General features: G+C 57.2%; 19 protein-coding genes and 1 riboswitch. Of the genes, 2 read left to right on the top strand and 17 right to left on the bottom strand.

Annotated elements, in window-relative coordinates; all coding sequences use genetic code 11:
- Nucleotides 1-4 precede the first annotated feature (4 nt).
- From AAC637_RS00770 to AAC637_RS00725, 10 genes are all read right to left on the bottom strand, one after another.
- A complete protein-coding gene (locus AAC637_RS00770) occupies nt 5-862 on the bottom strand; it encodes a carbohydrate ABC transporter permease (protein ID WP_317655016.1) in 858 nt (285 codons plus the stop codon).
- 18 nt (nt 863-880) lie between these two features.
- Nucleotides 881-1,804, bottom strand: coding sequence for a carbohydrate ABC transporter permease (locus AAC637_RS00765; RefSeq protein ID WP_340301890.1), 924 nt, complete (start codon nt 1,802-1,804; stop codon nt 881-883).
- A gap of 123 nt (nt 1,805-1,927) precedes the next feature.
- A complete protein-coding gene (locus AAC637_RS00760; RefSeq protein WP_340301889.1) occupies nt 1,928-3,373 on the bottom strand; it encodes an ABC transporter substrate-binding protein in 1,446 nt (481 codons plus the stop codon).
- 31 nt (nt 3,374-3,404) lie between these two features.
- Complete coding sequence (locus AAC637_RS00755; protein WP_340301888.1) at nt 3,405-4,352, bottom strand: sugar-binding transcriptional regulator; 948 nt, start codon at nt 4,350-4,352, stop codon at nt 3,405-3,407.
- A gap of 269 nt (nt 4,353-4,621) precedes the next feature.
- On the bottom strand, nt 4,622-5,785 hold the full coding sequence (locus tag AAC637_RS00750; protein WP_340301887.1) for an iron-containing alcohol dehydrogenase: 1,164 nt from the start codon (nt 5,783-5,785) through the stop codon (nt 4,622-4,624).
- 5 nt (nt 5,786-5,790) lie between these two features.
- Nucleotides 5,791-6,228, bottom strand: coding sequence for a 6,7-dimethyl-8-ribityllumazine synthase (locus AAC637_RS00745; protein ID WP_340301886.1), 438 nt, complete (start codon nt 6,226-6,228; stop codon nt 5,791-5,793).
- A 98-nt stretch (nt 6,229-6,326) separates the two neighbouring features.
- A riboswitch (FMN riboswitch) is annotated at nt 6,327-6,461 on the bottom strand.
- Between the two features lie 74 nt (nt 6,462-6,535).
- Entirely contained in the window at nt 6,536-7,663 is a 1,128-nt protein-coding gene (prfB, locus tag AAC637_RS00740; protein ID WP_340301885.1) for a peptide chain release factor 2, read from the bottom strand.
- 86 nt (nt 7,664-7,749) lie between these two features.
- Nucleotides 7,750-10,299, bottom strand: a complete 2,550-nt coding sequence (locus AAC637_RS00735; protein ID WP_340303111.1) for a penicillin-binding protein 1A — start codon at nt 10,297-10,299, stop codon at nt 7,750-7,752.
- A 119-nt stretch (nt 10,300-10,418) separates the two neighbouring features.
- Nucleotides 10,419-11,354 (bottom strand): N-acetylmuramoyl-L-alanine amidase family protein, encoded by a 936-nt coding sequence (locus AAC637_RS00730; RefSeq protein WP_340301884.1) that lies wholly within the window; start codon nt 11,352-11,354, stop codon nt 10,419-10,421.
- Between the two features lie 108 nt (nt 11,355-11,462).
- A complete protein-coding gene (locus tag AAC637_RS00725; protein ID WP_340301883.1) occupies nt 11,463-12,614 on the bottom strand; it encodes a pyridoxal phosphate-dependent aminotransferase in 1,152 nt (383 codons plus the stop codon).
- A 63-nt stretch (nt 12,615-12,677) separates the two neighbouring features.
- Here AAC637_RS00725 and AAC637_RS00720 point away from each other — a divergent pair, with 63 nt between their 5' ends.
- Together AAC637_RS00720 and AAC637_RS00715 are read left to right on the top strand one after the other, a co-directional pair.
- The gene (locus tag AAC637_RS00720) at nt 12,678-13,994 is read left to right on the top strand and encodes a M48 family metalloprotease (protein WP_340301882.1); all 1,317 of its coding nucleotides are present in this window, start codon (nt 12,678-12,680) and stop codon (nt 13,992-13,994) included.
- A gap of 11 nt (nt 13,995-14,005) precedes the next feature.
- On the top strand, nt 14,006-14,767 hold the full coding sequence (locus tag AAC637_RS00715) for a DsbA family protein (RefSeq protein ID WP_340301881.1): 762 nt from the start codon (nt 14,006-14,008) through the stop codon (nt 14,765-14,767).
- A 69-nt stretch (nt 14,768-14,836) separates the two neighbouring features.
- Here the strand turns inward: AAC637_RS00715 and AAC637_RS00710 are convergent, their stop codons facing one another.
- From AAC637_RS00710 to purC, 7 genes are all read right to left on the bottom strand, one after another.
- A complete protein-coding gene (locus AAC637_RS00710) occupies nt 14,837-17,464 on the bottom strand; it encodes an Rne/Rng family ribonuclease (RefSeq protein WP_340301880.1) in 2,628 nt (875 codons plus the stop codon).
- 488 nt (nt 17,465-17,952) lie between these two features.
- The gene (locus tag AAC637_RS00705; RefSeq protein ID WP_340301879.1) at nt 17,953-19,275 is read right to left on the bottom strand and encodes a sigma-54-dependent transcriptional regulator; all 1,323 of its coding nucleotides are present in this window, start codon (nt 19,273-19,275) and stop codon (nt 17,953-17,955) included.
- Nucleotides 19,276-19,297: 22 nt separating this feature from the next.
- On the bottom strand, nt 19,298-21,070 hold the full coding sequence (locus AAC637_RS00700) for an ATP-binding protein (protein WP_340301878.1): 1,773 nt from the start codon (nt 21,068-21,070) through the stop codon (nt 19,298-19,300).
- Between the two features lie 83 nt (nt 21,071-21,153).
- A complete protein-coding gene (purQ, locus tag AAC637_RS00695; protein ID WP_340301877.1) occupies nt 21,154-21,822 on the bottom strand; it encodes a phosphoribosylformylglycinamidine synthase subunit PurQ in 669 nt (222 codons plus the stop codon).
- An 18-nt stretch (nt 21,823-21,840) separates the two neighbouring features.
- Entirely contained in the window at nt 21,841-22,878 is a 1,038-nt protein-coding gene (locus tag AAC637_RS00690) for a zinc-binding dehydrogenase (RefSeq protein ID WP_340301876.1), read from the bottom strand.
- Nucleotides 22,879-22,890: 12 nt separating this feature from the next.
- Entirely contained in the window at nt 22,891-23,121 is a 231-nt protein-coding gene (gene purS / locus AAC637_RS00685) for a phosphoribosylformylglycinamidine synthase subunit PurS (protein ID WP_317655037.1), read from the bottom strand.
- 47 nt (nt 23,122-23,168) lie between these two features.
- On the bottom strand, nt 23,169-23,927 hold the full coding sequence (gene purC / locus AAC637_RS00680) for a phosphoribosylaminoimidazolesuccinocarboxamide synthase (RefSeq protein WP_317655038.1): 759 nt from the start codon (nt 23,925-23,927) through the stop codon (nt 23,169-23,171).
- Nucleotides 23,928-24,112 lie beyond the last annotated feature (185 nt).

Raw genomic sequence — 24,112 nt, 5'->3', positions numbered from 1 at the left:
GTTCTTATCCTTTCACCGCGCCAAGGCTGAGACCCTCAACGAGATAGCGCTGCGCATAAAGCGCGAGGGCAAATGTAGGTGCGATTGACAGCACAATCCCCGCCGCGATTTGGCCATATTGAATGCCCGATGCCGTGATAAAGGCCAAGGCCCCCACCGTGACGGGCTGCTTATCAGCCGAGGCCAAAACCAAGGCGAAAATGAAATTGTTCCACGCAAAGATAAAGGCCAACAGACCTGCCGCCGCGATACCTGGGCCCGCCAAAGGCAGCGCGATTTTGCGGAAGGTCGCCCAAAAATCATGCCCCGCGATGCGATAGGCATATTCGACATCGGCGGGGATATCCTCGAAATAGCCCCGCACGATCCAAAGGATAAGCGGCAGCACAATTAACTGATACACCCAGATCAACCCGCCATAGGTATTTGCCAGACCCAATTGCTGGAAATAGATGGTCAAGGGCAGCAACACCAACAAAGGCGGCGCAAAGCGGAAGGAGAGCAGCGTAAAGGCGATGTCCTCAGAGCCGCGGAATTTCAGCCGCGCAAAAGCATAGGCCGCAGGCACGCCCAACAACAAACCAATCGCAACCGATGTGGTCGACAGGAAGAAGGAGTTAAACAGGTTCCCCATGAACCGAATTTCCAATGTGCCCGTCTGTGTCTCAAGCTGCCCCGTGATGAGCGCGCGGTAATTCTGAAAAGTCGGCTCAAACACCATCGAAGGTGGGACGCGCAAAATCGTTTCGTTTGTCTGGAGACTCATCAAGAAAATCCAGAAAATCGGAAACATAAAGAAAAGGATCACTGCGGTGATGGCGATGCCGCGCAGGATGCGTTCAATCAAACTTGTGCTTTCCATGGATGCCCCCTCCGCGCTTTAGGCTTCGCCGCGCTGCTTTTCACGCAGGCGCAACCAGTTTTTGATAAAGATGTTCGACAGCACATAGGTGATCGCCCAAAGGATCATCAAAAGCGCTGCAGACCGCCCCACATTGGTGGATTGGAAGAAATTCAAATAGGCCTCGACCTGAAACACGGTCAGCGTATTACCGGGCCCGCCTTGGGTCATGGCGTAGATAATGTCGAATTGCTGAATGCTTTCGATCACGCGAAACAGGGTCGCAGTCAAAAGGAATGGCGTCAGCATCGGTAGGGTGATGCGCCAGAACACAAAGAGGCGCGGCACACCATCAAGGGCCGCGGCCTCGAAGGGCTGCTGCGGCAGCGAGCGCAAACCCGCCAAAAGCAAGATCATGATAAAGGGCGTGTAGACCCAGATATCGACAATCACCACGGTCAGCATGGCGGTCTGCGGGTCAGACGCCCATCTGAAATCTTCCAGCCCGATCAAACTTGCCAGATAGCTTAAGATCCCGAAGCCTGGATTGGTCATCAGCTTCCACATCAGGGCTGCCAAGGCAGGGGCCGTCATCAGCGGCATCAGCAGCATGATCGAGACAAAATTGTTGAACATGCTGCGCTTTTGCAAAAGCAGCGCAATCCCAAGCCCCAAGAGCAGCTGCGCCGTGACCGCGAAAAACGCATAGGTCAAGGACACCTGCAAGGTATTCCAAAACGCGTCATCGGTCATGAAATTCAGGTAATTCTCACCCCAATTGAACCCACGGTTCCAAGGTTGAGACAGACGATACCGCTGGAGCGAATACCAAACGGCCGTAAAGAATGGGATCAAAATGCCGATACAGGTTAAAAGCGCGGGCAAGCTCAGCAGATAAGGCAAAAACTTGCGGCTGACTTTGAACCTGCGCCGCGGTGGCGCGTTAAAGCTGATGTCAGACATTTCAGTCCCTCTTATGGCGTCCCCAAGGCGCAAACCTTATGGGGCGGCACTGAATTAGAAAATAAATTGTGAAAATGGATGAGGTCAGGGATGCAAGTGCACCCCCGACCCCTGCGTGATCGCTTAGCGCAGACCAGCCTCAGCAAGCTGGCTGTTTACCGATTCAGCCAACATATCGAGACCTTCATCCACAGGCACCTCGCCTGCCACCATGCGCTGCAACATCGCCGCCCATTCTGTGGTCAGATCGAAGAACAAGGGCTGTGCGGTGAATTTGATCGATGCACCAGGTGCCGAGACGTCATGCATTTCCACATAGCCAGAATAGGATGCAGACAACTTGTTGCGGAACATTTCATCCGCCCAAACGCTGCTGCGGGCTGGGTTCACGAGGTCCATATCCTGCGCACCGAACAGCTGATGCTCAGGGCCAGTAACCCACTGGAGGAAATACCATGTCGCGTCTTTCTTGGTCGAGAAAGACGACATCGCCATTGCCCAGATCCAGATATTTGGTGTGGGGGCAGCGGCCGCAGGGTTGGCTTTGAATGCGGAGAAGGCAAGGTTACCCGCTTCGGCATTATCGCCACCATTCATGAAGTAGCCCAAGATATCCGCGTCAAACATCATCGCAGACTTACCTGCGCCGACATCTGTGCCGACCTGATACCATGTATGGGTTGACCAGTCAGGCGCGCCTGAATTCTGGATCATTTCCACCCACTTGCTGTGGAAGTTACGCGACACATCTGTGTTCATTGCCGCAGACAAGGTGCCATCGCCACCAACAGTCAGGTCAGACTGGCCAAAGTTTGCATAGCCCGACAAGAAGCCTGGGTGGATCGTTGCCCAAGACCGCGAGCCGCGCACACCGATGCCGTAGCCATCACCCATCGCGGCCTTTGCGGCAGCGGCGGTATCAACAAGGCTGTCGAGATCGGTTGGAACGCTGAGGCTATTCGCGTCAAAAACGCGCTTGTTATAGGTCAGGTTGTTCTGCTCATAGGCCAATGGGATACACCACTGCATCGCATCGTCAGAGCCCAATGCACCACCTGGGCGACCATTCCACGCACAAGATTTGCGCACGCCTTCCAAAACATCTTCCCAGTTGTAATCTGGGTTGGTTTTCGAAGGATCCATGATGTATTCATTCAGATCGTCAATCCAGCCTGCAGGGCCATATGTCCAAGTCATATATGCGCCGCTCATGAAGGCATCATATTCGCTTGAGCCCGAGGACAGCGCCGCGGTCACTTTGTCGAAATAGACGTCTTCGGGGAACACATCATATTCAACATTCATCCCAGTGAGGGATTTGAAGTTTTCAATATTGGCGATCATCGCATCGGTATAGGGGTGCTGATTGAGCAGCAATTTGATGGTCGTGCCTTCATGCGCACGCCAGTTGAACCCGTTTTGCGCCAATGCACGTGTCGCTGCGGCATTCACCAAAGTGGATGCAAGAGCAGTGCTCACGCCCAAAGCCGACATTCCCTTGATCAGATCGCGGCGGCCGATTTTTTTAGCAACAAAATCCTCGGCAAGCTGCTTTTCCTTATCGTACATAGGGTATCCTCCCGTTATATCCCGATACCAATCAGGATTTTTGAAACACAAGCGCCATAGCTGTGCGCTCATCAGTGATGAGGCCGCTGAGACAGCCGCTCATCAAAACAGATCGGATTGCGCCGATCTTTTCCTTGCCACCAGCGATGGCGACAATCCGCGTGCGGCGAGGCTCCTCCAGCCCGACCGACAGCGTTCTTGCGGTCAGCGTTGTTTCCAACGGCTGCCCCTTCTCGTCAAAGAAGTGACCCAAGATTTCGGCCACCCCCCCTTGAGAAATGACTTCCTGGATTTCATCGAGCTGGATCATGCCCGATGAAACCAGGGAGGCGTCAGGTTCGGTTGTGCCGACCCCGACAAGTTTCAATTCGGCCCCTGCGGCCAGCTCAAACACGTTAGAAACACCGCGCTGACTGAGCAGCACTTCGCGATCCTCAACAGTGTTGGCGAAAAACGGCACGGGCATCACATAGGCGGTTGCGCCTGTTTTTTCGGCCAAGCGGGTCATAACGTCATGGGGCGTGGCCGAATAATTGCGCGTAAGCCCCCCCAGAAGGGACACGAACTGCACCCCTTTGGCATCGAGACGCGGCATCTCTGCCACCGAAGCGGCCAAGGTGCGCCCATGCCCAACCCCGATGCAACTGTGGCCGCCATGTTCGATTTCGCGGCGCAGAAAGCTTGCCCCCGCGATCGACAAGGCCCGAATGGGAAAGCCTTCTTCGCCGATATCGGGGGCAATTTCGCAAAAATCCAAATTGAAGCGCGCTTTTAGCTCGCTCTCCAAGCGCACACATTCCGAGATATCGCCATCAATCGACACTTTGACAGCACCCTCTTGCACCGCGCGCGAGATCAGGCGGTGCGCCTTCACCGATGGCACGCCAAGCTGCTTGGCCACAGCCGCCTGCGTCAAACCGCCTGCGTAATGCAACCACGCAGCCCGAATGGCGAGACTGGCCTCATAATCCATGAGCATCCCCAAAGATCATCCTTGGCTTCGGCATAACCCGTGATCCCCCCCTCACGCGGCAATACATCGCCGCAATGAAAAATATTACACTTACTGTAATTTCTTGCATTCGGGCAAAATTACGTCAACAGGGATTACACGCCGCATTGCAGAAAACATGCGAGCGGCCTCAACTTTACGTTGATTTCATGGGATAATTTCTTGAAAAAATCTTTGGAGCTTTGGCGGAAATCGAGGCCATTGTTGCAATTGCAACGGGTATATTGGGGCTTAGGTTATAAGGCTTCGCGCAGAATTTCGGTCAAATCAGACGCGGTCAAATCGACTGGATTCGCCTTCATCGAAGACGAGCTTGCCGCCGCTTGTGCAATCTGGTCGATCTTGTCGGCAGGCAGACCCGCTTGCCCCAATCGCGGCAGGTTTTGCCCCTCGATAAATCGCGCCAAGGCCTCAAAGGCCATCTCGGCGCTGACGCCAAAGGCATCGCCCATCCAAGCGCTCAGATCAGAAAAGCGTCCACGCAATGCGGGGCTTTCGGCGCGGGCCTCATTGGCCAAAAGAACAGGCACCAATAAACGGGCGCAAATCAGGCCATGTTGCGCCAGATAGCCGCCTGCAGGCCCCGCCAAGCCATGCACCGCCCCCAAACCCGCATTGGCCAAGGCAAGACCGCCAATCACCGATGCCAAGGCCATATCATCGCGCGCCATCGGATCATCGCCGCCCCGATCAAAGGCATCAGATAGGCGGCGCAGCCCCGACACGGCCCGCGGAATGGCATCCCTGCACAGCGCATCGGTGAACGGGTTGGCGCGGGTGCACAGATAAGGCTCGATCACTTGGGTCAGGGCATCAAGCCCGCTCATCATGGTTTGCGCGCGCCCCATCCCGTCACATAAACTTGGGTCAATAATGGCCAAATCTGGCAGCATCCGCGCATCACGCAAAGATACTTTGCGCTGGTGTTCGGGCACAGAAATCACCGCGTTTTTGGTGACCTCGGCCCCTGTGCCCGCTGTGGTGGGAATGGCCACAAAAGGCAAAGGCGCGGCATCAAGCGCGCGCCCCTCACCGACAACCTCAAGATAACGAAGGGCGGGATGCGGTGCAGGGATCAAGGCGGCAATGGCCTTGCCTGCATCAATGACAGCCCCCCCGCCAATCGCCACAACGCAGGCAACCCCTGCCCCGCGCGCGCGCATCACCGCGCCCTCGATGGTTTTCAAATCGGGTTCAGCCGCAATCGCCACCTGCAGCACGGGCGCAAGAGCATCAACCAAAGCACGCGTTCCTGTGTGACGCAGACCAGAGCCGCCCGTGATCACCATAACGGGCACCCCCAAAGTCATAATCTGCGGCGCAAGCCCCGCCCCGACCTTCCCGCGACCAAATTGAATTTGACCTGCGGTGAGAAACTCACAGCTCAGGGCCTGCGCCATCAGGATCAAACCTCGATACTTGCGACCATGCGCAAGGCTTGCGCTGCTTCTGCGCCTTTCTTGACGAAATGATCATGATAGAAATCGTGATGCACCGCATGCTCGTGGAAATGATGCGGGGTCAGCGATACGGAATAGGTGGGAATGCCTGTGTCCAACTGTGCTTGCATCAGACCATCAACCACAGCAGCGGCCACAAAATCATGGCGGTAAATGCCCCCATCCACCACCAATGCGGCGCAGACAATCGCATCAACCTTACCAGACGCGCCCAGTTTCTTTGCCAATAGCGGCATTTCAAAGGCGCCGGGCACATCATAGGTCATCAGGTTATACGCCTGACCTGATGCTTTCATATCCGCTTCGAAGCCAACCAAGGCTTGGTTGACAATGTCGCTGTGCCAATTTGCTTTGATAAAAGCGATAGTCAGTGTTTTCGTCATTTGGGTCATCCTTTCTAAAGACCAAGGTGCCCAAGGCGATCGTGAACACGCGCCCGCACCTGCACATGGGACACGCCCCCGCGCAACCGCGAAACACGGCTCATTCTCTTTCATCCGGACTATAACCGTCGGCTTTGGAATTTCACCAAATCTGCTGACCCTTGGTCGTGAAACCAAAGCGCTCGCGGGCTGTCACCGCCGGTGGGGAATTTCACCCCGCCCCGAGAATGTCAGTAGAAGTAATCAACCAAAGGCAGCAGCGCAAGACGCGAATGCGCCGCATCGCTGCGTGCTTGCGTCTCAGGCGTCAATCTTCGGCCTGTGCATCGGCACGGCTTTTGCCAGAGACATCCAGCGCCAAAACCGAGGCCATCAACCCATCAATTTCACCATCCAAAACACCTTGGGTGTCAGAGGTCTCAAACCCTGTGCGCAGGTCTTTAACCATTTGATAGGGCTGCAAAACATAAGAGCGAATTTGATTGCCCCAACCCGCCTCACCTTTGGCCTCATGGGCTGCGGTGATCTCGGCATTGCGGCGGTCAAGCTCCATCTGATAGAGGCGCGATTTCAGCGCCTTCATCGCGATATCGCGGTTTTGGTGCTGAGATTTTTCCGAACTTGTGACCACGATCCCCGTTGGAATATGGGTGATACGCACGGCAGAGTCGGTGGTGTTGACGTGCTGCCCCCCCGCCCCTGACGAGCGATAGGTGTCGATGCGGATCTCATTTGGGGCCACTTCGATTTCGATATTGTCATCAACCACAGGATAGACCCAAACCGAAGAAAAGGACGTATGCCGCCGCGCGGAACTGTCATAAGGCGAGATGCGCACCAAACGATGCACGCCCGATTCCGATTTCAACCAGCCATAGGCATTATGGCCAGAGATTTTGTAAACGGCGGATTTGATCCCCGCTTCTTCCCCGTAAGAGACGGATTGAAGATCAACCTCATATCCCTGTTTTTCGGCCCAACGCACATACATGCGTGCCAACATGGAGGCCCAATCACAGCTTTCCGTGCCGCCTGCGCCCGCATTGATCTCAAGGAAGCTGTCATTGGCGTCCGCCTCGCCGTTCAATAGGGCTTCAAGCTCTTTTGCGGCGGCGGTCTCGACCAAGGCAGACAGGGTGGCTTCCGCCTCTGTCACGATGGCGCTGTCACCTTCTTCCTCGCCCAATTCGATGAGGCCAATATTATCGTCCAGTCCCGATTTGATCGCGTCATAGGTGCCGATTTTATCAAGCAACACCTGACGATCGCGCATCAGCTTTTGCGCCTTTTCGGGATCGTTCCACAGGTCTGGATCCTCGACACGGGCGTTGAACTCCTCCAAGCGGTGCTTGGCGGTGGTCAAATCCATTCGCTGCCCGAGCAAATCAAGCGAACGGCGAATTTTGTCGATATTGGATTGGGTTTCGGCCCGCATCGGATACCTGCTCCAATTGCATCAAGAAATCATCTGGTCGCGGTGATCTAGACTAGCGGAGGCGTGGCTGCAATCCCCGATGGGGTTTAATAGAGCCCGCCTGAGCTGATCGTGCCAAAGCCCGTATCGGTGGGAACCCGCACTGTTTCGCCTGACGAGGTGCGCACATCTGCGCCCTCTTCCTGCAATGCACCATCAACCTCACCCGGCCCAAAGACGGGCAAATCCGAGGCCATAGCAAACCCACCATCCACAATGGCCGAACGCGCACCAACAGGGGGCACTTCTGCGGCGCGGAAATATTCATAAACCACGTTTTCGCCGCTTTCCCCATCGGCCAGACGTTCGCCAGAGAAGCGATCAATTGGCACGAACACACCACCCTCGGGCACGCGAAACGGGCCGCCGCCATATTCGGCTACGGCCTCTTGCATAAATTCTTGGAACACGGGCGCACAAGTCCCACCGCCCGAGGCGCGGCCAAGCGACCGCGGTTGGTCATAGCCGATATAGCACCCCGCCACGATATTGGAGGTAAAGCCAACAAACCAAACATCGCGGGCGTCATTGGTTGTGCCCGTCTTCCCAGCAGCAGGCACAGGCAGGTTCACCGCGCGCGCGGCTGTTCCGCGCTCGACAACCCCCTCAAGCATCGAGGTGAGTTGAAAAGCGGTAATTGGATCCATAACACGGGCGCGGTTGGATACGATCCGCGGCCCCAAGCCTGCGGGCAATGTGTCGCTCAAACAATCTTCGCAAATACGCTGATCATGGCGATACACAGTTTGTCCAAACCGATCTTGGACACGGTCAACAAGGGTAGGCTCCACGCGCTCACCCCCATTGGCAAACATCGCATAGGCCGCGACCATTTTGTAAAGCGTGCTTTCTTGCGCCCCCAAGGAATTGGCCAAAAATGGCTGCATCTCATCATAAACGCCAAAGCGTTCAGCATAGCGCGCAACGGTCTCCATCCCCACATCTTGGGCCAAGCGGATGGACATCAAGTTGCGCGATTGTTCAATCCCTGTGCGAATGGGCGCAGGGCCATAAAACCGATCCGAGGCATTGGTTGGACGCCAAAGACCCTCGGGCGTTTCCACCTGAATGGGCGCATCGATCACAATGGTGTTGGGGCTATAGCCACTGTCCAACGCCGCCGCGTACACAAATGGCTTAAAGCTTGAGCCAGGCTGCCGCGTGGCTTGGGTGGCGCGGTTAAACACCGAATATTGATAGGAAAAGCCGCCTTGCATCGCCAAAACGCGGCCCGTGTTCACATCCATCGCCATAAAGGCCCCTTGCACCTCGGGGATTTGGCGCAAGGAATAATGCCCTGCCCCTGTGTCATCCTCAACAGGCAGAACATGGATCACATCCCCGCGCGCAAGCAGGTCATCGGCAGAATTGGCCGCGCTGCCTGTTGTGCCATCTTCGCGCAAAGGGCGCGCCCAAGTGACATCCTCCGCCAAGATGCGACCCGTTTCGCCATCCTCAAAGGCAATCAGCGCATCACCTCCCTCGAACCCCGTCACAGCAGCCACGTGCCACTGATCCACATCGCGCGGGATTTCCGCAACCGAAAGCGCCTCGGCCAAACTGGCCGCATCCTCAAGGGCCGCTACATCCAGTTGCGCCAAGGCCCCCCGCCAAACTCCGCGCCCGCGATCATAGGTTTCAAGCGCGCTGCGCAACGCGCGCTGTGCCACGATTTGAAGATTTTCATCCATCGTTGCGCGCACGGCATACCCGCCTGTGAAGAATTCTTCTTCGCCAAACTGGGTCGACAATTGGCGGCGAATTTCATCCGTAAAATAGCCCCGTGGCGGCAGGCTAGAGCGGAAAGGCGCAATATCCCCCCGCTGCACCGTCTCAAGCTCTGAGGCTTGGCTACCTTCCATCACCTCGCGCGTGATATAGCCATTCTCGAACATCTCGCGCAGCACATAATTGCGCCGTTCAACCGCATCATCGTAATCGCGCACAGGATGTAGACGCGCAGGCCGTTGCGGCAGAGCCGCCAAATAGGCAGCTTGCGCAGGGGTCAAATCGGACAGCGCCGTGTTGAAATAGGTCTGCGCAGCGGCGGCAACACCATAGGAATTTTGACCAAGAAAAATCTCGTTCAGATACAGCTCAAGGATACGTTCCTTGCTCATGGATCGCTCAATCCGTGCGGCCAAAATGATTTCCTGCACCTTGCGCTCAATCGTGCGGCTGCCATCGAGAAGGAAATTCTTCATCACCTGCTGCGTGATGGTGGAGGCGCCACGCACATCCTGCCCGCGCGAACGCACCGCATCCACAAGGGCCGATGCAATCGCGCGCGGATCATAGCCCCCATGCTGATAAAAATTGCGATCTTCGGCGCTGATAAAGGCATGAGCCACCAGATCAGGGATTTCTTCGGCTGGCACGAAAACACGGCGCTCTTGCGCGAATTCGTCAATGATACGGCCTTCGCGCGAGTAGATACGGCTGATTGTGGCAGGGGTATATTGCGACAGCGTTTCGTAATTGGGCAAATCGCGCGCAAAAACCCAAATCACGCCGCCAACAATAATGGCACCAAACACAACCGCCATGATCGCCGAGGCAAAGAGCCCGCCGAAAATACCCATCACAAAACGGATGATCTGGCTCATGCGTGTCACTTCCCCAAAAAGCCCTACCCCAAGCGCGTGTCCGCTTATAGGGCGCAGCCGCGCGCGCGTCAAAAGCTTAAACCTTCACTTCATGGTGAGATCACACAAGATTATCGCCGCATCAGGCTGCGGCGCAGATTGTCTTCGGCCAACCATGCCTCGATGGCCCGCGCAATCCCGCCTTGCGCCCGCGACCGCCAAACAGGGTCAAGGATATTTTCCAAATCCCCACCTTCGGACATAAAACCGATTTCCAAGAGGACAGAGGGGTAATCAGGCGCGCGCAGCACCGTAAAATTTGCCTCAAGACGCGGGCGGCTGTGCAATTCAACCCCTGCCCCCTCAAGGCCCGTCACCAAGGCATCGGCATGAATTGAAATGAAAAGATCAGCCCCCGCCATGCGCGCGCGCGACATCCGATAAGGCAGGGGGATAAATTCATCCCGCTCGCGCGTCATGAACACATCCAGGAGTCCATCACGCAACAGCATCTCGCGCAACTCTAACGCGAAGAGCAAAACCAAATCCGCTTCGCTATAGCCATCGCGCTCTGCGCCCAGATCAATCCCGCGATGGCCCGGATCAAGGGCAATCAAGGGCCGTGTGCGCAGTGGCGGCGCGGGTTCAGCAATCACCGCTTCAGGTGGCTCATCTGCGCTTGCTGGGGTGAGATGGGTTGCAAATTCTTGCGCCGTTGCGGGGCGCAGCCGCAAGGTGAGACGCACCGCGTCAGGATGCCCTGTATCCATCACCGCGCGCTCAATCACCATGGGCGCGGTCAAATTCAGGCTCAACCGCCCCCAACCTGCACGCGGTGCGGGGCCAAGCGTGACCGCCTGTGCGCGATCCGCTCGATCAAACCCATTGGGCAGATTTTGCGCCTCTACCCCTGCCAAATCAACAATCAACCGCATCGGATTGTCGCACAGACGCAGCCCATAGGCGGTGGCACGATTAAGGCGAAGCTGCACCTCAATCCCTTGGCCTCGATCCGTGACATAGCTTTCGCCTAGATCAAGGCGCACAGGTGTTTCGGCCCAAACCATGGGGCCAATCCACAAAAACAGAATCGCAAAAATACTGCGAAACACGACCTGCGGCATGGGGTTGTCTTTCTGCTCTTATCCGCGTCAGAAAGATACAAAATTTACAATCTATTTTGCATGTGCAGCCATAAAGGCCGTGATACGTGCAACCCCTTGTTCGATATCGGCCGTGCTGCGGGCATAGGAGAACCGCAAGGCGCGCGTGCCTTCTTCGGGATCAAAATCAAGGCCTGGGGTGACGGCAACCCCTGCCTCCTCCAACATTGCGCGCGCCATATCTTGCGCGGGCCAATCAAAGGCGCTGATATCGGCATAGACATAGAACGCACCATCTGCGGGCGCGAGGTGCTCAAATCCCGCCGCGCGCAGCCCATGCAACAAGATCATGCGGTTTTTGGCATAGATCGCGCGGTTCTCATCCAGTTCCGCACGCCCTTCAGGCGACAAGGCCCCTAGGGCTGCGATTTGTGCCGCATGTGGCGCGCAAATAAACATATTTTGCGCCAAACGCTCGACCACGCGCAGGTGATCTTCGGGCACGACCATCCACCCCAATCGCCATCCTGTCATCGAGAAATATTTAGAAAAGGAGTTGATAATATAGGCCTGATCGGTCACCTCAAGCGCGCTGACGGCGCGCGCCTCGTAATGCAGCCCGTGATAGATTTCGTCACTGATCAAGGCCACATCCCTCGCGGCGCAGGCAGCCGCCAGTTCCGCAAGTGCGGGCTTTTGGATCATCGTGCCTGTCGGGTTTGCAGGGCTTGCCAAGATCAGACCTGCGAGATCTTCGGTGATCTGTTCGGGGCGCGGCTGAAACCCACTGCTGGCATCGGTGCGCAATCCCGCAACGTCCAAACTCATTGCCTTAAGGATTTGCCGATAAGACGGGTAACAGGGAAGCCCCATACCAACCTTTTGGCCCGCATCAAAAAGCGCGGAAAATGCCAATAAAAACCCGCCCGATGCCCCCGCGGTGATCACCACGCGCGCAGGATCAAGGTCGATATCATACCATTCGCCATAAAGGGCTGCGATCCCCGCGCGCAGATCAGGACGCCCGAGCGCCACAGTATAGCCTAGCGTGTCTTCTTCCATTGCGCGCGCCAGCCTCTCGCGCGCGGCGCGTGGCGCGCCTGTGCCGGGTTGGCCGACCTCCATATGGATTATGTGGCGCCCCTCCTCCTCAAGACGGCGGGCGGCCTCCATGACGTCCATCACAATAAAGGGATCAACCTGACCACGGCTTGAATGACGCATTGCTTCCTCACTAGACTGGATGCATCGGTTTGAAACAGCCTAGCCCGAAAAGGTCAATCACAGATGCGATCCTTTCTTTATGCCGTGATCTTGGGCCTGTGCCTTGGCCTTGCGCCCAAAGGGGCCTTGGCGCAATCCATGATCCGCGATGCCGAGATTGAGGCAGGTTTACGCAACCTGCTGATGCCCATTCTCGAGGCGGCAGGATTGGGGCAATCTATCCGCGTGATTTTGCTCAATGATCCGCAGATGAACGCCTTTGTTCGCGATGCACGCACGATTTTTGTCACTTCGGGGCTGATGATGGCCTTGGACGAGCCTGCCGAATTGCAGGCCGTTTTGGCCCATGAGGCCGCGCATATTGCCAACGGGCATTTGGCCCGCCGCCCCGAGAATGCCGACACGATGAGCGGTGCATCGCGGCTGGGTTTAGTGGCAGGTCTGCTGGCCGCAGGCGTCACGGGGGATGCGGGTGCAGGCGCGGGCGTTGCGGCAGGTATGGCCTCAAGCGCACAGCGCGTCTTTTTCTCACATACCCGCGCCGAAGAGGCGAGCGCGGATGCCGCCGCCCTTAGATATCTCGAGCGCGCAGGCGTTGACCCCACCGCAATGGCGCGCGTCCTAGATCGCTTTGCAGGGCAAGAGTTACTCTCAACTAACCGCCAAGACCCCTATGTGCGCACCCACCCGCTGACCCGTGATCGTCTGCGATTGGTCGCAAATTTTGACGGCGGCACGGCCCCACCCCCTGACAGCGAAGCGCAATATTGGTTTGATCGTAGCAAGGGGAAATTAGCAGCCTTTCTGAACCCACCCTCTTGGACATTTGCGCAGGTGGGAAATGACCCCTCAGAGATCGCAACAATGCGCCGCGCAGTGGCCTATCACCGCAATTCCGAAGGCGATGCCGCCTTGCGTGAGTTAGAGCGGTTGATCCTAAACCACCCCGCAGACCCCTATTACCAAGAGCTATATGCACAGGTTCTATTTGAAAACCGCCGGTATGACGCGGCGATTGTGGCCTATGAACGGGCCATCCAGATGTCCCCTGATGCAGGTCTGATTTTAGCGGGATATGGTCGTGCCCTTCTTGCGCCCGACAGCCCCGCGCGCAATGCCGAGGCCTTGGCGGTGCTAGAGGCCGCCTTTGCCCGCGAACGGCGCAACGCGCGGCTTATGCGAGATTTGGCTATGGCCTATGCGCGCGATGGCCAAGATGGTATGGCCGCATGGGCCACCGCAGAACGCGCGGCCTTGGAGGGAGATTTTGAAACCGCCGCCCTTCACGCCCGCCGTGCCACAGGCCTCTTGCCTCAAGGATCAAGCGGGTGGCTTCGGGCGCAAGATGTGTTACGTGTGGCTGAAACGAAAAACGACTGACAGGATGCGCGATGACCCCTTCCCTGAAAAGCCTGATCTTGGCGCTTGGCCTAACACTTGGCGCCCTCAATCCCGCTACAGCATTTGACATCGATGCCATGAGCGAGACAGAACGCGCAGCGTTTCGCGCGGAAATCCGCGCCTATCTGCTGGATAATCCCGAAGTGCTGATGGAGGCCTTCGACATTCTAGACGAGCGTCAAGCGGCCGCAGAGGCGCAGGCTGAATCCCAGATTATCGCGGCCAATTCTGACGCGATTTTCGCCTCACCCTATGATTATGTTGGCGGCAACCCCGAGGGTGATGTGACCCTAGTCGAGTTTCTTGATTATCGCTGTGGCTATTGTAAACGTGCCTTCCCCGATATCGAAGCCATGCTTGAGGCAGATGGGAACATCCGCTTTATCGTCAAAGAGTTTCCGATTTTGGGCGATGCCTCGCTCTTGGCCTCACGCTATGCGATCGCGGCCAAAATCGCATTGGGGGATGAAGCCTATCGCGCGCTTCATGATGCGATGATGGTGATGCGGGCCGAGGTCAGCGAAGGGTCATTGCAGGCCACCGCCGAAGGGCTGGGTCTTGATCACGCGGCCATCGTGGCCGAAATCAACAACCCGCAAATCGATGCAACAATCAGCCTCAATTACGAATTGGCCCGTGCGCTGAATATTTCCGGCACGCCAACCTTTGTGCTGGAAACGGGGCTCTTGCGCGGGGCTTTGCCGCGCGACCAGATTGAGGCGGCGATTACAACTGAGCGCAACGCAAACTGAACAAACGCTTAGCGTGAAAATGAAAAACGGGCAGGGTTTCCCCTGCCCGTTTTATCTTGATCGGGTCGGTTAGCCGCGTGACCACCACCCGCGCTTCTTTGGCCCCTCAGGCGCAGGTTCTGCGGCCTGTGGCGCAGACACCGCCGCGACATCAACATCTGGCGCAGATGGCACCTCGGCCACAGGTTCGGCCTTTTTCGCAGGGGTTTTACGGCTGCGCGTGGCCCGCTTGGGCTTCGGTGCCTCTTCCGCAGGCTCTGAGGCATTTTCCGCCTCAGCCACCAATTCCGTTACCGCAGCGGCCTCTTCAGCGGCTTTTTCGGCCTTGGTTTTGCGACCACGGCGCTTTGGTTTTGGGGCCTCTTCTGCCGCTGCTTCTGCAGGTGCTTCTGTAGTGGGATCAGATGGTTCTGGCGCGGCTACCGTCTCCGCCGATGCGTCAGATTTGGTCGGCTTGCGACTGCGGCGGCGCTTTGGCTTTTCTTCAACTTTGGGGATGGCGACTGCCTCCGCTGCGGGCAAGGCATCAGCCCCAGACGCGCCTGCACTCTGTTCTGCAACCTCTGGGGCCTCAGTGAACTCCCCGGTTGTGCGGGCCTCGTCCCCCTCGCCCCGATTGCGGCGGCGGCCACGGCCACCACGGCGGCGGCGGCGGCGTTTCTTGCCCTCGCCCTCTTCGCCTTGTGCCTCGGGGCGGTCTGCCTCAGGTGCCTCGGTGATATCAATCTCATCCACAGCCTCGGCTTCGGCGGATTCGATTTCCTCCATCAGCCCTGCATCCATCGAAACAACAGTGCTTGCAGGGGCGATGCGGCGGGTCGCTGTTTTGAATTTTTCAATCCGATAATCGGGCGTGATCATCGCAGGATCGGCCTCGACACGGATCGAAACACCATAGCGCGCCTCGAGATCAGCGAGATATTCGCGCTTTTGGTTCATAATGAAATTCACAATGCCCACGGGCGCAGTCAACAACAACTCGCGCGAGCGGCGGCGGGTGCTTTCCTCTTCCAACTGGCGCAGGATCGATAGGCCCTGACTGTCATCAGAACGCACAAGCCCCGTGCCGTGGCAGTGATGGCAGGGCTGTGTCGTGGCCTCCAACATCCCAGGGCGCAGACGTTGGCGCGACATTTCCAACAGGCCAAAGCCTGAGATACGCCCAACCTGAATGCGCGCGCGGTCGGTTTTGAGGCGATCTTTCAGCCGCTTTTCTACTGCCAGATTGTTGCGCCGATCATCCATATCGATGAAGTCGATCACAATCAGACCCGCCAAATCGCGCAGACGCACTTGGCGCGCCACCTCTTCGGCAGCCTCAAGATTGGTCTTAAGCGCGGTTTCCTCAATCGAGCCTTCCTTGGTCGCGCGCCCCGAGTTCACATCAACCGCAACCAAAGCCTCGGTGATGCCGATGACGATATAGCCGCCCGATTTGAGCTGCACGACAGGGTTGAACATATCGGCCAAGTAACCCTCGACCTGATAGCGCGCAAAAAGCGGCAGACTGTCCGCATAATGTTTCACGTTTTTGGCATGGGACGGCATGATCATTTTCATGAAGTCCTTGGCTTGGCGATACCCCGCCTCGCCTTCAACCAGCACCTCGTCAATATCGCGATTATAGAGATCGCGGATCGAGCGGTGGATCAGATTACCTTCCTCATAAATTGGCGCAGGCGCAATCGAGCGCAGGGTCAATTCGCGCACCTGTTCCCATTGGCGCTGCAAATATTCGTAATCGCGCTTGATCTCGGCCTTGGTGCGTTGGCTGCCCGCGGTGCGGATGATCAGACCAGCGCCCTGCGGCACCTCCATCGATTGCGCGATTTCCTTTAGCTTTTTGCGATCCGAAATATTGGTAATCTTGCGGCTGATCCCGCCACCGCGCGCGGTATTGGGCATCAAAACACAATAGCGCCCAGCAAGGCTGAGATAGGTGGTCAGGGCCGCGCCTTTATTGCCGCGTTCCTCTTTGACGACCTGCACCAGAATAATCTGGCGCACTTTGATCACTTCTTGGATTTTATATTTGCGCGCGCGCGGTTTGCGGGCAGGACGAATATCTTCGTGATCATCATCATCGGCGATGGTTTCGGCCTCGGCGGGGGCGGTGGCGTCCTCGTCAGATGCGCAATCTTCGATATCGGCCTCAACCTCAGTATCGGCAGCACTCTCAGGGGCGGCCGTGTCAGTGAGGACCGCATCAAGCGCCTCATCTGCTTCCGTCTCAGATTCAGCCTCAGCGTCCAGATCAATCACATCCATGCCCGAGGGCGTGCTAACCTCGCCTGTGGCAATCGCATCACCTGCGGCGGCCTCTGCACGAGTGTCCGAGGATTTGCGGCGGCGCGAGCGGCGGCGTTCGGGGGCGGATTTCTCCTCCTCATCGGCTTCGGCCTCGACGGCCAACTCCCGCTCCTCGGCCAAAAGCGCCTCACGATCCGCTTTGGGGATTTGGTAATAATCGGGATGAATTTCCGAGAAGGCCAAGAAACCATGACGATTGCCGCCATAATCCACAAAGGCAGCCTGTAACGAGGGCTCAACCCGCGTCACCTTTGCCAAATAGATATTTCCTGCCAGTTGTCGCTTATTCAGCGACTCGAAATCGAATTCCTCGACCTTGTTTCCATCTGCCACAACAACGCGGGTTTCCTCCGCGTGGGTGGCATCGATAAGCATTTTCTTTGCCATGGGTTCCTTGCACATCCCCGCGCTGCGCGCACCCCAGAGTGTCGCGTGAGAGGGGGATATTGTCCTGAAAGGGCGATGACGCGGACAGCAGGATGGGCGGGCGCGGCATGGGCCAACCCGTCACTCACTTGGCTGATCTGCACGCGTTTCATCGCGATTTATCTCCGAAGCTGCGCGTGCACTCGCCCGCGCCTCTCCCATTATGTCCCGCTTGCGCGGGGGTTAGATGGGCCTGAGGGCAGCACAAGGGCGGCGGTCAGGCTTTGGCATCCTGCCCTCTCTCCCGCGCGGGTTTTCGGACGCGCTTCAAGAAGGGGGCAGATAAACTTTGCAGATGTCCAGCTAGCTCAAACCGCCAGATCATCACGTTTACCATAGAGGCAGAGCGGGGAAGAGGGCAATGGGTTTTTTTTGGGGGGGGATGGGCAACGATGTATGTAGATGAAATCATTTTGGTCGGCGATCGGCCCATAGAGCCCTTTGCCCCCTCACAAATAATCCGACCTACTCAACCCGTATTTCGCCATTTTCTCGTTCAGGGTGCGTCTTGGTAGGCTGAGTTCTTCCATCACGGCGGCGATGGAGCCGCGGTGGCGGCGCATGGTGTTGTCGATCAGCATCCGCTCGAACGCCTCGACATATTCTTTGAGGGGTTTGCCCTCGTCCATATCCTGCGGCACCACCTCGGTTGTGTCGTTCATCAACAGCGCCGTGATCGAGGCCGCGCCACGGCGGGCTTGCAGCGTGGCGCGTTCAGCCAAGTTCAGCAATTGACGCAGGTTTCCAGGCCATGGGGCCTGCAACATTTGCGCGGCCTCTTGGGCATTGGGGTGGATTGGCTCGGTGCCGTATTCTTCGGCGTAATTTTCAGCGAATTGTGCGAACAGTGTCAGCACATCTTCGCCCCGCTGCCGCAAGGGGGGCAGCGCGATGCGCATCGCGGCCAAGCGGAAAAACAGATCGGGCCTGAGCGCCGCCTCACACCCCGCGGCCCCTTCGGCCCCGTTACAAATGGCAATGATGCGCAGATCGCGGCCCGCGCTTTGCGCCTCGTCCAAAGCCGACAGCAGCCGCGCCTGCAGCGCATCGCTGAGGGTTTCGACATCCTCAAGCACCAATGTGCCGCCGCGTGCGGCCTCTAGGGCGGGGCGGGCCAGATCGTTTTCTTCTGCGCCAAAGATCAGGCTGCGCAACTGCGCCTCGTCCTGCGCGCCACAGGTGACGGTGACAAAGGGTTTGCCCGCACGGGGGCCGACCGCGTGCAGGGCATGGGCGACAAGGGTTTTGCCCGTGCCCGTCTCGCCCGTGATCAGGACATGACCATCGGCTTGGCCAAGGTCGAGAATATCCTCGCGCAGCCGTTCCATCGCGGGGCTTGTGCCCACCAAGCGGCGCATAATCCCTGTGCCATCGCTGAGTTCTCGCCTGAGCGAGCGATTATCAAGGGTCAAACGCCGCGCTTGGATCGCGCGTTTGGCAAGGCTGCTCATCTTTTCGGGATCGAAGGGTTTTTCGAGAAAATCAAAAGCGCCGATGCGCATCGCCTCGACCGCCATTGGCACATCGCCATGGCCCGTGATCATGATCACAGGCAGGCTGTGATCGATAGAATTCAGCCGTTTAAGAAACGCCATCCCATCCATGCCCGGCATACGAATGTCACTGATAACAATACCCGCGAAATCGGATGTGATCTCTTTGAGCGCCTCTTCCGCGCTGCCATAGGTTTCGGTTTCAAAGCCAGAAAGGGCCAACCATTGGCTGATCGATTGGCGCATATCCTGCTCGTCATCGACAATCACAACTTTCATTCCAACCCGATCCTTTCGCCGCCTATTCTGCGGCACCCTTTATCTGATGACGCGGCAGCCTGATTTCAAATACCGCGCCGCCTGTTTCGCTGTTGCGTGCGCGCAAGCGACCCCCAAAATCAGTGACAATGCCCGAAGAAATCGCAAGGCCAAGCCCCACCCCTTCACCGGGCTTCTTGGTGGTGTAAAACGGCTCGAAGAGTTGATCTAAATCTTCGATCCCTGCCCCGTTGTCACGCACCGAGAGAACCGCCTCATCCCCTTCGGCCAAAAGGATTTCAATGCGCCGCGTCTCTTGGCCTTTCATCGCATCAAGGGCGTTGCGCAACAGATTGATGATCACCTGTTCCAGCCGCACGATATCGCCCAAGATCATCACAGGCTGGTTGGGGATGATTTGTGCAATTTCCACCTTCATCTGCCGCATTTGCGGCTCCATCATGGTCATCGCGCCTGTGATCGCATCGCGCAGATCAACGGGGGCAAAACTGTCACCGCCTTTGCGGGCATAGGATTTGAGCTGCCGCGTGATCGCCCCCATACGTTCAATCAGATCGTCAATGCGCTGAAAGGAGGACATCGCCTCATCAGGGCGGCGGCGCTGCAACAGCAATTTCGCCCCTGCCAGATAGGTTTTCATGGCCGCAAGCGGTTGGTTCAACTCATGGCTGACAGCAGCGGACATTTCCCCCAAAGCGGCCAATTTCTGGCTCTGCGCTAGCGACAATTCGGCCTGCTCCAAATCGCGCTGCGCTTTTTCGCGCTCGGCAATCTCGCGGCTGAGGCGATCATTCAAGCGGCGCAATTCCGCACTTTCGCGCTGAAACACGGCCGTTTGCAACCGCGCGCGGCGCGACAACAGGTAAAACGCGCCCGCAAGCACAAGGGCAAAGCCCATTGTCAAAAGGGCCAATACCCCGTTCACCCGCTCACGCACCGAGGCATAGGCAGTGTAGGACACGATTTCCCACCCACGAAAGGGCATATTTTGGGCAAGGCGCAGCGTGTCATCACCAAACACATAACCCTCCTCGCCAAAGGCCCAATCGCCCGCATTCTCAATGGCGCGGCGAATGGCCGATGGGGCATCTTGGCGGACCAAGGCATCCGCCTCAATCAAGCCACGCCAACGGGGTTCGGTTGCCAAAATGATCTCGCCTGACCTTTGGGTGATGAACACAGCCTCGGATGCCCCGCGCCATTGTTCGACCACACGGGCCAAGTTCACCTCTACCATGATCACGCCTAAAAGCTGATTGTTATCAGTGATATGGCGCGAAAAGGTAAAGTCATACCGCCCAGTGGCAGGTTCGTTTGAGGTAAAGACCGTATCTGCGCTGCGCACCGCTTGCACAAAAAAGGGCTCGCTTGCGCGCAATTCCCCAAGCCGCGCGCGGTCGGTCGCAGCAACAACACGGCCCGAGCGGCTCAGCAGCACAAAAGAGGCCGCCCCGATTTCATCCAAATAAGAAATCAGGCGTTGTGAGGTGGCCGTAAATTCCCCCTCGCGCAACGCGGTGATGAGGACAGGGTCGCGCGATAACAACAGCGGCACGACAGAGCTGCGCTGTAGCTCTGACATGATCGTGCCAGAATAGAGCGCCAATCGAATTTCTGCGCGGTTGCGGGTGCTTTCGGTCAGGCGCTCGGTCAAAAACAGGTTTGTCGCCCAGATCGTGACGATAAAGCCCACCAAGAACAGCGCCAAGAACAGGCGTAAAACCCAAACGCCACTCAGGCGTGGTAAGGCACGCAAGCGGCGGGGTTCAAGAGTGGGGCGTGTGTTTAGGCTCATGGCGCAAACCTACGCGCGCCCTGCAGGCCAGACAAGAAGATTAGATCACGCTTGCGCGATGTCTTGCCGATGGCAGAGCCGCGCTAGGCCGCAACCAAGGCCTGTGCCAAACCAGCAAAAACGCCCGCACCATCCGTGCCACCATGCAATGGCTCGCAGGCGCGCTCGGGATGCGGCATCATTCCCAAAACGCGGCGGTTTTCTGATAGGATGCCTGCAATATCCTCGACCGCGCCATTGGGGTTTTCGACATAGCGAAATGCCACCCGACCCTCGCCGTTCAAGCGCGCAAGCGTCTCTGAATCGGCGTGATAATTTCCCTCATGATGCGCGATTGGCACCTCGATCACAGCGCCCTGTTCATAGGCGGTGGTAAAGGCGCTTTGCGTGTTTTCCACGCGCAACCCAACCGTTTTGCAAATATAGCGGGTCGACATATTTTGCAGCAGCGCACCGGGCAGCAATTTGGTTTCCGTCAAAATTTGGAACCCGTTGCAAACCCCAAACACATACCCGCCCCGATCCGCATGGGATTTTAACGCGCCTGAAATGGGCGATTGCGCGGCAATCGCGCCGCAACGCAAATAATCGCCATAAGAAAACCCACCCGGAACACCGACCAAATCCACCCCTTCGGGCAGTTTGGTGTCCTTGTGCCAAACCATATCCACGGAAAAGCCCGCCTGTTCAAAGGCGCGCTTCAGATCGCGGTCACAATTCGATCCGGGAAACACAAGAACGGCGGCTTTCATCTTTGGGGGTTCCTTTCGTCAGGACGTAAAATCAGTGATGACCGCCACACCGGGCGGTGTTGGGCCATTGAATGCGGCAAGCTCAGCCCCTGTTTGCGAAAGCGGGATTTCCCGCGCAATCAGGGGGGACATATCCACCCGCCCCGCCTCGATCAGACCCAACAGGCTTGGATACCGCCAAGAGGGCATGCCGCGCGTTCCGTAAAGGGCCAGATTGCGCATATAGACCGTGTTCATATCAATCTGCATCTGGGCCGTATGCCCAACGGGCATGCCTACCTGCACATGACGCCCCAAGGGGCGCAAACATCCAATAGAGCCTGCAACCGTGGCCTCGATCCCGAGTGCCTCGATGCTGACATGCGCGCCGCCCTTGGTGATTTCGATGATCTTGGCTGCGACATCGCCATCACGGGCGTTCACCCCTGCATCAATGCCCAAAGACAGGGCATGGTCGATCTTTTCCTGCACGACATCTACGACAACCACAAAAGCCCCAAGCGCCTTGGCCAAAATCGCGGCGGAAAGGCCAATGCCGCCCGTGCCATGCACCGCGACCCATTCCCCCGCCTGCACGGCCGCGCGCCCTGTTAGCGCGTGCCATGATGTGGTCACACGACACCCTAGCCCCGCCGCAACAGTCGGTGACAGAGTTTCGGGCAAGCGCGCAAGATTATGATCAAAGGGAACGGCGACATATTCGGCAAAGGCGCCCGGCTCAGTAAAGCCCGGCAAGCGTTGATTAGGGCAGGTATGACCCGCGCCAGATTGACAGGTCGGGCAAGAGCCGCAGGAGAGAATAAAGGGGGCAACCAAACAATCCCCCTTTTTATAGGTGGCGCGCGGTCCTGCTTCGATCACTTCGCCACAATATTCATGCCCGCCGATTTGACCGGGTTTGATGCGTGGGTGTTCCCCCACCCAACCATGCCAGTCAGAGCGACAAACGCCACAAGCCAGAACTTTGAGGATCACCCCGTCTTCGGGGCATTCAGGGTCTGACACAGTCTCAATCGACAGGTCTTTGTTATATTCACGCAGGATGGCAGCACGCATCGACAGACCCCTTTAGCTGATCGCGATTTGGTAGCTTTCGATCACAGTATTGGCCAAAAGCTTTTCGCACATCTCGCGGATTTGGTCTTCGGTTGTGCCATCGGCCAGATCAAGTTCGATCACTTTACCCTGACGCACACCCGAAACACCCTCAAAGCCCAAAGCGCCCAGCGCATGGCGCACCGCCTCGCCTTGTGGATCAAGAACCCCCTGCTTCAACATCACGGTCACGGTTGCGCGCATTACTTTTGCCTTTCTGTCTACGTTCTATCTGCGAAGCGGGGCTTCGCTTAATTCACCAATGTCGGGCCTGACACCGTGCCCTGATCAGGCAAAACGCCAAGGCGCTTGGCCACCTCGGTATAGGCATCTGCCAAATCGCCCAAATCACGGCGGAAGACGTCTTTGTCCAACTTCTGGCCCGTTTTCATATCCCACAGGCGGCAGCTATCGGGGCTGATTTCATCGGCCACGATCAGGCGCATATAATCGCCCTCCCAAATGCGGCCAATTTCGATTTTGAAATCCACCAATTTGATGCCGACACCCATCATCAGACCAGACAGGAAATCATTCACCCTCAAGCCCAAGGCGACCATATCGTCCAAATCTTGCTGACTGGCCCAGCCAAAGGCAATGACATGTTCTTCAGCCACCAAAGGATCACCCAGCGCGTCATCCTTGTAGTAAAATTCAACAATCGGGCGCGGCAGGGCTGTGCCCTCCTCAATCCCCAATCGCTTGGAAATCGAACCCGCGGCGACATTGCGGATCACCACCTCAAGCGGGATGATCTCAACGCTGCGGATCAGCTGTTCGCGCATATTCAGGCGGCGAATGAAATGGGTTGGAACGCCAATTGCATTCAAACCTGACATGAAAAATTCGGACAGACGATTGTTCAACACGCCTTTGCCGTCAATCGTGGCGCGCTTTTCCGCATTAAAGGCGGTCGCGTCATCCTTGAAATATTGCACCAATGTGCCTGGCTCGGGGCCTTCATATAGGATTTTCGCCTTGCCTTCGTAGATTTTTTTGCGCCGTGCCATGATGTCTCCAATCCCTGATCTGCGGGAGGCAGGTGGTGGTCTGAGATCGGGGGCATGCTGCAACGCCGCATCTGGCCCAAACCAATGCTGCGCCCCGCTCTCTATTGTCCGCGCAATAGACCAAAGCGCGCTGTGTCGCAAGTTGGATTGCCAATCACCGCTTGCGGCCAAAACCCTGCTAAGGC

The sequence above is a fragment of the Roseobacter sp. HKCCD7870 genome, assembly GCF_037830315.1.
In the GTDB taxonomy this organism is placed as follows: Bacteria; Pseudomonadota; Alphaproteobacteria; order Rhodobacterales; family Rhodobacteraceae; genus M30B80.
The sequence above is the reverse complement of the archived record's forward strand: the minus strand, read 5'-3'. Positions and strand labels throughout refer to the sequence as shown.